This window comes from Achromobacter sp. FW305-C-13 (genome assembly GCF_058783475.1).
The window spans coordinates 1,436,681-1,445,891 of the sequence record NZ_JBYSYN010000002.1; the positions used below are offsets into that span (position 1 = coordinate 1,436,681).

The 9,211-nt window shown below is 65.7% G+C and carries 10 protein-coding genes; 8 read left to right on the plus strand and 2 right to left on the minus strand.

Features of this window, described 5'->3' with window-relative positions:
* The 7 genes from phnH (at position 1) to AC3WMU_RS18055 (ending at position 6,052) form a co-directional block, all read left to right on the plus strand.
* Complete coding sequence (gene phnH / locus AC3WMU_RS18025; protein WP_006222782.1) at positions 1 to 618, plus strand: phosphonate C-P lyase system protein PhnH; 618 nt, start codon at positions 1 to 3, stop codon at positions 616 to 618.
* Between the two features lies 1 nt (position 619).
* Positions 620 to 1,735 carry a carbon-phosphorus lyase complex subunit gene (locus AC3WMU_RS18030; RefSeq protein ID WP_006222783.1) on the plus strand — a complete coding sequence of 372 codons (1,116 nt, stop codon included), beginning with the start codon at positions 620 to 622 and terminating at the stop codon, positions 1,733 to 1,735.
* Complete coding sequence (locus tag AC3WMU_RS18035) at positions 1,732 to 2,613, plus strand: alpha-D-ribose 1-methylphosphonate 5-phosphate C-P-lyase PhnJ (RefSeq protein ID WP_492282763.1); 882 nt, start codon at positions 1,732 to 1,734, stop codon at positions 2,611 to 2,613. The genes AC3WMU_RS18030 and AC3WMU_RS18035 overlap by 4 nt, the downstream gene beginning before the upstream one ends.
* On the plus strand, positions 2,610 to 3,386 hold the full coding sequence (phnK, locus tag AC3WMU_RS18040) for a phosphonate C-P lyase system protein PhnK (RefSeq protein ID WP_280029612.1): 777 nt from the start codon (positions 2,610 to 2,612) through the stop codon (positions 3,384 to 3,386). Before AC3WMU_RS18035 ends, phnK begins: the two co-directional genes overlap by 4 nt.
* Before the next feature lie 2 nt (positions 3,387 to 3,388).
* Positions 3,389 to 4,108, plus strand: a complete 720-nt coding sequence (gene phnL / locus AC3WMU_RS18045) for a phosphonate C-P lyase system protein PhnL (RefSeq protein WP_006222786.1) — start codon at positions 3,389 to 3,391, stop codon at positions 4,106 to 4,108.
* 2 nt (positions 4,109 to 4,110) lie between these two features.
* Positions 4,111 to 5,310, plus strand: coding sequence for an alpha-D-ribose 1-methylphosphonate 5-triphosphate diphosphatase (locus AC3WMU_RS18050; protein WP_492282764.1), 1,200 nt, complete (start codon positions 4,111 to 4,113; stop codon positions 5,308 to 5,310).
* A gap of 307 nt (positions 5,311 to 5,617) precedes the next feature.
* The gene (locus AC3WMU_RS18055) at positions 5,618 to 6,052 is read left to right on the plus strand and encodes a hypothetical protein (RefSeq protein WP_280029608.1); all 435 of its coding nucleotides are present in this window, start codon (positions 5,618 to 5,620) and stop codon (positions 6,050 to 6,052) included.
* A gap of 34 nt (positions 6,053 to 6,086) precedes the next feature.
* Here AC3WMU_RS18055 and AC3WMU_RS18060 read toward each other — a convergent pair whose 3' ends face one another.
* Together AC3WMU_RS18060 and AC3WMU_RS18065 are read right to left on the minus strand one after the other, a co-directional pair.
* Complete coding sequence (locus tag AC3WMU_RS18060; protein ID WP_315137858.1) at positions 6,087 to 6,464, minus strand: hypothetical protein; 378 nt, start codon at positions 6,462 to 6,464, stop codon at positions 6,087 to 6,089.
* A gap of 264 nt (positions 6,465 to 6,728) precedes the next feature.
* The gene (locus AC3WMU_RS18065) at positions 6,729 to 8,024 is read right to left on the minus strand and encodes a dicarboxylate/amino acid:cation symporter (RefSeq protein WP_492282765.1); all 1,296 of its coding nucleotides are present in this window, start codon (positions 8,022 to 8,024) and stop codon (positions 6,729 to 6,731) included.
* A gap of 284 nt (positions 8,025 to 8,308) precedes the next feature.
* Here AC3WMU_RS18065 and AC3WMU_RS18070 point away from each other — a divergent pair, with 284 nt between their 5' ends.
* Entirely contained in the window at positions 8,309 to 9,208 is a 900-nt protein-coding gene (locus AC3WMU_RS18070; RefSeq protein ID WP_280029605.1) for an SMP-30/gluconolactonase/LRE family protein, read from the plus strand.
* The last annotated feature ends 3 nt before the right edge of the window (positions 9,209 to 9,211 follow it).

Consider the following 9,211-nt stretch of genomic DNA (forward strand, 5'->3'; position numbering starts at 1 on the left):
ATGCAACAACAGATACTGAATGCCCCGGCCGCCAGCCGCGGCCTCCTGCCCGGGTTTGCCGATCCGGTCAACGACGCGCAAACCACCTTCCGCACGGCCTTGCAGGCCCTGGCGCATCCCGGGCGTGTCCACCAGATCGTCGCCGAAACCGGCGTGCCGGCGGGCCTGTCGCCCGCGATGACGGCGCTGCTGCTGACGCTGGTGGACGTGGATACCCCGCTGTGGTTGCCGCGCACCGTGGGCGCCGACGTACTGGCATTCCTGCGCTTTCATTGCGCCTGCCCCATCGTGCCTTCGCCCGCGCTGGCGCGTTTTGCGGCAGTGCCGGCCGGCTGCGACGCCCCGGCCTTGTCCGCCTGCCACCAGGGAGACCCCGCCTATCCCGATTTGTCCACCACGCTGCTGATGGACGTCGCGTCCCTGTCCGAGGGTGAGGCTGTCACCCTGTCCGGTCCGGGCATCCAGACGCGGCAGGCTCTGTCGGTCGATGGCCTTCCCGACGGCTTCTGGCGCGAATGGCGCCTGAATCATCAACGGTTTCCGCTGGGCGTCGATGTGTTCCTGACGCAGGGACGGCGGATGTGTGGATTGCCGCGCACGACGCGCGTGGAGAACTGACATGTATGTCGCCGTGAAAGGGGGCGAACGCGCCATCCTGAATTCCTACCGCATGCTGGACGACTACCGGCGGGGCGATCGCGAGATCCCCGAGCTGAGCCTGGACCAGATCCGCGAACAGATGCCGCTGGCGGTGTCGCGCGTCATGGCCGAAGGGTCGCTCTACGATCCGCAACTGGCCTCGCTGGCGCTCAAGCAGGCCGCCGGCGATGTGATCGAAGCGGTGTTCCTGCTGCGCGCCTATCGCACGACGCTATCGCGCTACGGCTATACGCAGCCAATCGACACGGGCGCGATGCGCCTGCAGCGCCGGATTTCGTCCACGTTCAAGGACGTGCCCGGCGGCCAGATCCTGGGCCCGACCTACGACTACACCCAGCGTCTGCTGGATTTCTCGCTGGAGGCGCAGCGCGAAGCCGATGCGCTGCCGCCGGGAGACCAGGCGCTGGACAGCGACATGCCGCGGGTCACCGACCTGTTGGCGCATGACGACCTGATCGACGCCGAAGCGGTGCCGGAAGGCGATCCCGAGCCCTTCGACCTTACCCGCCAGCCGCTGGACTTTCCGGCGTCGCGCGCCGCCCGCCTGCAGAACCTGGCGCGCGCCGACGAAGGCTTCTTGCTGTCGATGGGGTATTCGACGCAGCGTGGTTATGGCAACACCCACCCGTTTGCCGCCGAGATCCGCTACGGCACGCTGGAAGTCGAGATGCACATTGAAGAACTCGGGTTTGCCGTGACCGTCGGCGAAATCGAGATTACCGAATGCCAGATGGTCAGCCAGTTCGCGGGCAATGCCGAAGAAGGGCCGAAGTTCACCCGGGGCTACGGGCTGACGTTCGGCTATGGCGAACGCAAGGCCATGTCGATGGCGCTAGTGGACCGCGCGTTGAAGGCGAAGGACTTGGGCGAACGCGCCGATTCTCCTGCCAACGACCACGAGTTCGTGCTTTATCACAGCGACAACGTCGAGGCCTCGGGCTTCGTGCAGCACTTGAAGCTGCCGCATTACGTGGACTTCCAGGCCAACCTGGAACTGTTGCGCCGCATGCGCGCCGAACGCGGCGCGCCCCAGCCGGCCACCAACGATCTGATGGACGAGGCGGTTTCCTCATGAGCGCACAACACGCAACGGTCGAACGCGACGACCACTACAACTTCGCGTATCTGGACGAGTCCACCAAGCGCGTGCTGCGCCGCGCGCTGCTCAAGGCCGTGGCGATCCCGGGCTACCAGGTTCCCTTCGGCAGCCGCGAAATGCCGCTGCCCTATGGCTGGGGCACGGGCGGCATCCAGGTCACTGCGTCCATCATCGGCAAAGACGACGTGTTGAAGGTCATCGATCAGGGCTCGGACGACACCACGAACGCCATCAACATCCGGCGTTTCTTCGGGCGGGTCACGGGCGTGGCGACGACGGAATCCACGCCGGACGCCACCATCGTGCAGACACGCCACCGCATCCCCGAAACGCCGCTTGCCGAAGGGCAGGTAATGGTATTCCAGGTGCCGATCCCGGAACCGCTGCGCTGGCTGGAACCGAGCGAAACCGAGACCCGCACGATGCATGCGCTGGCCGAATACGGCGGCATGCACGTCAAGCTGTACGAAGACATTGCACAGCATGGCCACATCGCCACCACCTACGACTACCCGGTCATCGTGAACGACCGCTACATGATGCGGCCGTCGCCGATTCCCAAGTTCGACAACCCCAAGCTGGACGGCAACCCGGCGCTGATGCTGTTCGGCGCGGGCCGGGAAAAGCGCGTGTACGCCGTGCCGCCCTACACCCGGGTCAAGAGCCTGGACTTCGAAGACCATCCTTTCACGGTAGAAAAGTGGAGCGAATGCTGCGACGTGTGCGGGTCGCGCGACAGCTTCCTGGATGAAATCATCCTGGACGACGCCGGCACGCGCCGCTTCGTCTGCTCGGACACGGAATACTGCTACCACCGCCAGACGCAGCAACGCGACAACGAGGCCGCCGCATGACTCCCCAACCTTTGCTTTCCGTGCGCAACATGACGCGCACGTGGGACGGCGTGCATGGCTGCCGCGACGTCAGCTTCGACCTGTATCCCGGCGAAGTGCTGTGCGTGGTCGGCGAGTCCGGCTCGGGCAAAAGCACCTTGTTGTCGGCCGTGTCGTACCAGACCCAGCCGGATGCCGGCAGCGTCTGGTACGACACGCGTGACCAGGGCTTCATCGATCTGGCCGCGCTGCAAGGCGCGCGGTTGCGCTTGCTGTCGCGCACCGATTGGGGCTTCGTTCGTCAGAACGCCCGCGACGGCCTGCGCATGCAGGTCAGCGCTGGCGCGAACATCGCGGAACGTCTGATGGCGGTCGGCGACCGGCACTACGGCGACCTGCGTGAAGTGGCGGGGAACTGGCTGCAGAAAATGGAGATTGACGCGGGCCGGCTGGACGACACGCCGGTGTCGTTTTCCGGCGGCATGCAGCAGCGCTTGCAGATCGCTCGCAACCTGGTGACGCATCCGCGCCTGGTGTTCATGGACGAGCCCACCGCGTCGCTGGACGTGTCGGTGCAGGCGCGCCTGTTGGACCTGTTGCGCCAACTGGTGGCGGACCTGGGGCTGGCCGCCATCGTGGTCACGCACGACCTGGCCGTGGCGCGGTTGCTGGCGCACCGCACGCTGGTGATGCGCGGCGGCGTCGTGGTGGAAAGCGGGCTGACCGACCAGATTCTCGACGATCCCCAACACCCCTACACCCAGTTGCTGGTGTCTTCCATTCTGCAGAGCTGAACATGCGCGAAACCACTCCCATGATCGAGGTGCGGGGCCTCGGAAAGATGTTCACCCTGCACAACCAGGGCGGCATCCGCTTGCCCGTGCTGGATGCTGTGGATTTCGACGCGGCCGCTGGCGATTGCCTGGTGCTGGCCGGCCCGTCGGGCACCGGGAAAAGTACCCTGCTGCGCTGCCTGTACGGCAACTATCTGGCCACCGAGGGCAGCATCCGCGTGCGGGCCCACGGCGAATGGGTGGAGCTGGTGGGCGCGCCCGAGCAGCGCATCCTGGCGCTGCGCCGCGACGTCATCGGCTACGTCAGCCAGTTCCTGCGGGTCATCCCGCGCGTGTCGGCGCTGGACGTGGTGGCCGAGCCGCTGCGCATGGCGGGCGTGGATACGGAGGACGCCCGCAGTCAGGCCGGCGCGCTGCTGCAGCGCTTGAATGTGCCGCCACGCCTGTGGGGCCTGGCGCCGGCCACGTTTTCGGGGGGTGAACAGCAGCGCGTGAACATCGCGCGTGGCTTCATCGCCCGCCATCCCATCCTGTTGCTGGACGAACCCACCGCGTCACTGGACGCCGACAATCGCCGCGTCGTGATCGAGCTGATCCACGAAGCCCTGGCCGCGGGCCGTTGCCTGCTGGGCATTTTCCACGATGCCGAAGTGCGCGATGCCGTCGCAACGCAGACCCTGGCCTTGCGTCCGGCGCAACCCGCCACGGCGGACCTGGAGTAGACATGCTGAGCACCTACCTGACCCATGCCCGCGTGGTCATGCCCGACCGCGTACTGGAAAACAGCGCTGTGCTGATCGACGACGGCCGCATCGTCGCCATCGATCCCGATGGCGCGAAGGCAGACCGGGAGATCGACCTGCAAGGCCAGACGCTGATGCCCGGGCTGATCGACCTGCACTGCGACGCCATTGAAAAGGAAGCCGAGCCGCGTTCCCGCGTGCTGTTCCCGCTGGACTTCGCGGTGGCCCAGGTGGACCGCCGCAACGCCGCGGCCGGCATCACCACGCCCTATCACGCGCTGTCGTTCGCCAACAAGGAATGGGGCGTGCGCAACAACAAGACGGCGGCGGAAGTGGTGCGCACGGTGCGCGCCTTCCGTCAGCACAGCCTCGTCGACAACCGTGTGCACTGCCGCTACGAAGTCACCGATGAGACCTCGGTGGACGTGCTGCGCGCCTTGATGGACGAGGGCGCGGTGGACCTGCTGTCGGTGATGGATCATTCGCCCGGCCAGGGGCAGTTCAAGACGCTGGAATCCTATCTTCAGTACATGATGGGCAACCATGCAATGAGCCGCGAGCAGGCGGAAGAGGCTGCCCATGCCAAGACGCGCGGCAAGGACGGCGCGGTCGGCCGGGTGGAGGCCTTGCTGTCGCATGCGCAGGCGCTGGGCATTCCCACGGCCAGCCACGACGACGACTCCATCCACCGCATTGCCACCATGCGCAATCTGGGCGTGGCGATGAGCGAATTCCCGATCACGCTGGACACGGCGCGTGCCGCGGTGTCTTGCGGCCTGCCAACGATCCTGGGCGCACCCAACGTGCTGCGGGGCCAGAGCCAGAGCGGATCGATGCGCGCCATCGACGCCATCCGGGCCGGCGTGGCCAGCTGCCTGTGTTCCGACTATCAGCCCTCCACGCTGATCGCCGCGGCGTTTGCGGTGGCCGCGCAGACCGACCTGACGTGGCCGCAGGCCATCGCGCTGGTCACGGCGAATCCCGCGGACGCTTGCGGGTTGGCCGACCGCGGCCGTATCGCCGTGGGCCAGCGGGCGGATCTGGTGGCGGTGGCGCAGGTCGGCGGCATGCCCTTGATCAGTCACACCTGGTCAGCGGGCCGGCTGGTATTCTCGACCCACTATCTGCCGGCTCGCGAGCCGGTAGCGGCCCTACGCGACGTGCAGCGCGTGGCGGCCTGACGGCGGCGGTGCTGGGGCGCAATCCGGACGGCAGCCTGCTGCGCCGGGCCCCAGTGATGGGGATGGTGCGCAGGGGCGGGGCGGTCAACCCGGGAGATGCCATCCGGACGGAGCTACCGCCTTTGCCGCATTTGCTGCTGGAACGCGTCCAGGCGCAAAAACATCCCTCCCGGTCACAGACGGGGTGCCCCGCATCTGGTTAAATGGCGAAAGGGCGTAACGGCCTAAGGCGGAGCCGCGTTCTTGCGGCTTGCTCAGGCGAAGCCGTACTTTTCACGGTTCGCCATTCAATTTTCCGGAGCGCGCGATGGCACGATTCAATTTCACCCAAGACCCCGAAGAACCCGATCTGTGGGCGGCCGAGAACGTGCCCGCCGGCAACGGCCGTCCGCCCATCCACGTCATGATTCAGACGGACGGCGAAGAGCCTGACAGCGGTGCGTCCAAGGTGGTCAAGGCCATCATCGACAATCTGGACGACCACATCCTGGCAGCGTCCGAGTTCCTGCTGGACAACTATTCCTACGAGCACTGCAAGAAGCTCGGCATCGAAGACGACCAGCTGCTGAAGGAAGAAACCGCGGAAGCCATGGCCGAAAAAGCCGTGCTGCGTGCGCTGTGGCTCTTCGACGAAGACGGCGACGGCTACGAACTGTGGTTCACGCTGCCGTGGGATCCGGTCCACACCTACGACGTCGAATTCGAAGACGGCGCGCCGGTGTCCTGCTCGGTCAACGACTAAGCCTGAACGCCTGGCAGGCGGGTGGGCCGGGTTGTCAGCGGACCAGCTCGAACTTCGTCGCCAGGCTCTGCCCCAGCGATTCGTCGTAGCGGTAGCGCAATTTAAGCGGCTTACCCTTGCGGATCTGGCCGGGCGCCGTGTTCTCAAGCGTGACGTCGATGTCGCGGTCCACAAATTCCGTGCAATCCGTATCGGCGCGTGCGCCATCCGGGATGTCGGCCGCTTTGACCTTCAGCCGGAACGTCGTCTGTGCGAGTTCGGTGCCATCGGTACGGTACTGACGCATCTGCACGGCGGGAGTGGAAGCCGTGCCGGACAGGTCGCACGAAATGCGTGTCCAGGCGTGGGCGGCAGGCACGATGGCCGTCATGGCAATCGCTGCCAGAATGCCGCGCAGGGGAAGGGGTGTCATGGCATGCGTATCGCGCGCGGCGCCGTGGCGCCGCGCCGGGAGTCAGGCAAGGGAGTCTTATGTTGCTCCCGCCGATGCCGGCAGGTCAAGCGATCAGGTGTTAAAAAAAAAACGGGCCGCGGCCCGCTTTTTTTATCGCCATGCCGCCAACACACGGAGCGTGCGCAGCGTGGGGGCATCTTTTATCGCCGGGCCGCCCCAAGATAAAAGCGCCCCCTCGGGGGGCAGCAAGCACACGGAGTGTGCGCAGCGTGGGGGCTACTATCACGCTTGGCTGGCGGGCTTGCCCGTGGCCGCGCTGGCGTCGTCTGCCGGCTTGCCTTCAGGCTGGTTGCCGCGGTCGTCTTCCAGCTTGGCGATCACCGCGGTGGCCAGGCTGTTGCCGACCACGTTGGTTGCCGTGCGGCCCATGTCGAAGAACTGGTCGATGCCCATGATCAGCAGCAGGCCGGCTTCCGGCAGATGGAACATCGGCAGGGTGGCGGCCACGACTACAAGCGAGGCGCGCGCCACGCCGGCCATGCCCTTGCTGGTCACCATCAGCACCAGCAGCAGCGTCAATTGCTGCGCAAAGCTCATTTCGATGTTGTAGGCCTGCGCGATGAACAGCACCGCAAAGGACTGGTACATCATCGAACCGTCCAGGTTGAACGAGTAGCCCAGGGGCAGGACGAAGCCCGAAATGCGCTTGGACACGCCAAAACGCTCAAGCGCTTCGATGGTCTTCGGATAGGCCGATTCGCTGCTGGCAGTGGAAAAGGCCAGCAGGGTGGGTTCTTTGATCAGGCCACCCAGGCGGCGCGTGGACTTGCCCAGGAACAGGTAACCCACGCCGAACAGGATGGCCCACAGCAACGCCAGGCCCAGGTAGAACTCGCCGATCAGCTTGCCGTAGCTGACCAGCACGCCCAGGCCTTCGGTGGTGATGGCGGCGGCCATGGCGGCGAACACACCCAGCGGCGCGAAACGCATCACGTAATCCGTCACGCGGAACATGATCTTGGCCAGCTCGTCGATCATGTTGTAGATCGTGTTGTGGCCCTTGCTGCGGATGAAGGACAGGGCGGCGCCGAAGAACAGCGAGAACACCAGGATCTGCAGGATCTCGTTGTTGGCCATGGCTTCCGCAATGCTCTTGGGGAACACGTGCGCAATGAAGGCCTTGAGCGTGAAATCGCCCGTCTTCAATCCCGACGTGATACCCGCATCGGGAATTGCCAGGTTCATGTGCGCGCCGGGCTGGAAGATATTGACCAGCAGCAGGCCCAGCAGCAGTGAGATCGCGGAGGCAGCGATGAACCAGACCATGGCGCGCAGGCCGATGCGGCCGACGGCGTTGGCGTCGCTCATGCTGGCCAGGCCGGACACCAGCGTGGCGAACACCAGCGGGGCGATGATCATCTTGATCATGCGCAGGAAGATATCCGTGATCAGGCTGAAGTACGACGCGATCTGCGCCGCGTCTTTCGCGTCATGCGCTGTCTGGTTGCAGAGGTAGCCCACCACGATGCCCAACACCATCGCGATGCCGATGTAGCGCGTCAGCTTCTTTGTATTCATGATCAAAACGGAAACAGGGACCTGTCGCGGAGCCCGGGTAAGGGGCGGGGCCCGCCGGCATAGGGCGGGGCACGACGGTCCGGTGACGGATATGCCAGGGACGTCCCGGAGGTGCGGGTTTTCCCTTGGGGCGTGATGTTAATGCCGCGAAGCTGACAGTTAGTTGTCAGGTCGGGGACGGATCACTCATGCCAGAATGGGCCGGCGCCAAGGCCCGGTCGGCCATTGCGGCGCATCGAAAAAAGAACCGGCCCCGACCGGGGCGATAGACAGGAGACAAGGCAATGCCGAAACGCGATTTGTCCGTGCTGGCTTCCGGGTACACCTACCTGGAAGGCTTGCGGTGGCACGAAGACCGCCTGTGGGCGTCGGACTTCTATACGGAACAGGTGATTGCCGTGGACCTCCAGGGGCGGGTCGAGCAGATCTGCCGCGTGCCCCAGCAGCCTTCCGGCCTGGGCTGGTTGCCCGACGGGCGCCTCTTGATCTCGTCCATGAAAGACCGCAAAGTGCTTCGCCGCGAGCCGGACGGCACGCTGGCGGTGCATGCCGACCTGTCTGCGCTGACGGGCGGGCATATCAACGACATGGTGGTGGATGCCCAGGGCCGCGCTTACGTGGGCAATTTCGGCTTCGACCTGATGGCAGGCGCGCCCGTCGCCACGACGACCCTGGTGCGCGTGGACACGGACGGCGTCGCGCAGGTGGTGGCCGACGGGCTGTGTTTTCCCAACGGTTCATTCATCACCCCGGACGGCAAGACGCTGATCGTCAACGAGACCTTCGGCAACCGCATCTCTGAATTCGACATCCAGGCCAATGGGGCGCTGGGGCCCCGGCGGGACTGGGCGGACTTCGGCGCGCTGCCTGACAGCGACGACCTGTCGGTGCTGATCGCGGCGTCGGCCATCGGTCCGGACGGCGGGGCGCTGGACGCGGAAGGGGCGGTCTGGGTGGCGGATGCCATCGGCAAGCGGATCGTGCGGGTCGAGCGCGGCGGCAAGATCCTGGAGCAGATCGACACGGGCGAATTCGGCATCTTCGCCGCGGCGCTGGGCGGGCCGGACGGCCGCACGCTGTTCATGGCGGCGGCGCCCGACTTCATCGAAGCCAACCGCCGTGCCAAACCCGAAGGCCGGATCCTGATGACGCAGGTCGACGTGCCGCACGCCGGCAGGCCCTGAGGC

Bases quoted from the DNA above. Each gene is read 5' to 3' on its own strand.
- phnK (WP_280029612.1), top strand. From the start codon at position 2,610: ATGACTCCCCAACCTTTGCTTTCCGTGCGCAACATGACGCGCACGTGG.
- phnL (WP_006222786.1), top strand. From the start codon at position 3,389: ATGCGCGAAACCACTCCCATGATCGAGGTGCGGGGCCTCGGAAAGATG.
- AC3WMU_RS18030 (WP_006222783.1), top strand. From the start codon at position 620: ATGTATGTCGCCGTGAAAGGGGGCGAACGCGCCATCCTGAATTCCTAC.
- AC3WMU_RS18050 (WP_492282764.1), top strand. From the start codon at position 4,111: ATGCTGAGCACCTACCTGACCCATGCCCGCGTGGTCATGCCCGACCGC.
- AC3WMU_RS18070 (WP_280029605.1), top strand. From the start codon at position 8,309: ATGCCGAAACGCGATTTGTCCGTGCTGGCTTCCGGGTACACCTACCTG.
- AC3WMU_RS18065 (WP_492282765.1), bottom strand. From the start codon at position 8,024: ATGAATACAAAGAAGCTGACGCGCTACATCGGCATCGCGATGGTGTTG.
- AC3WMU_RS18035 (WP_492282763.1), top strand. From the start codon at position 1,732: ATGAGCGCACAACACGCAACGGTCGAACGCGACGACCACTACAACTTC.
- AC3WMU_RS18055 (WP_280029608.1), top strand. From the start codon at position 5,618: ATGGCACGATTCAATTTCACCCAAGACCCCGAAGAACCCGATCTGTGG.
- AC3WMU_RS18060 (WP_315137858.1), bottom strand. From the start codon at position 6,464: ATGACACCCCTTCCCCTGCGCGGCATTCTGGCAGCGATTGCCATGACG.
- phnH (WP_006222782.1), top strand. From the start codon at position 1: ATGCAACAACAGATACTGAATGCCCCGGCCGCCAGCCGCGGCCTCCTG.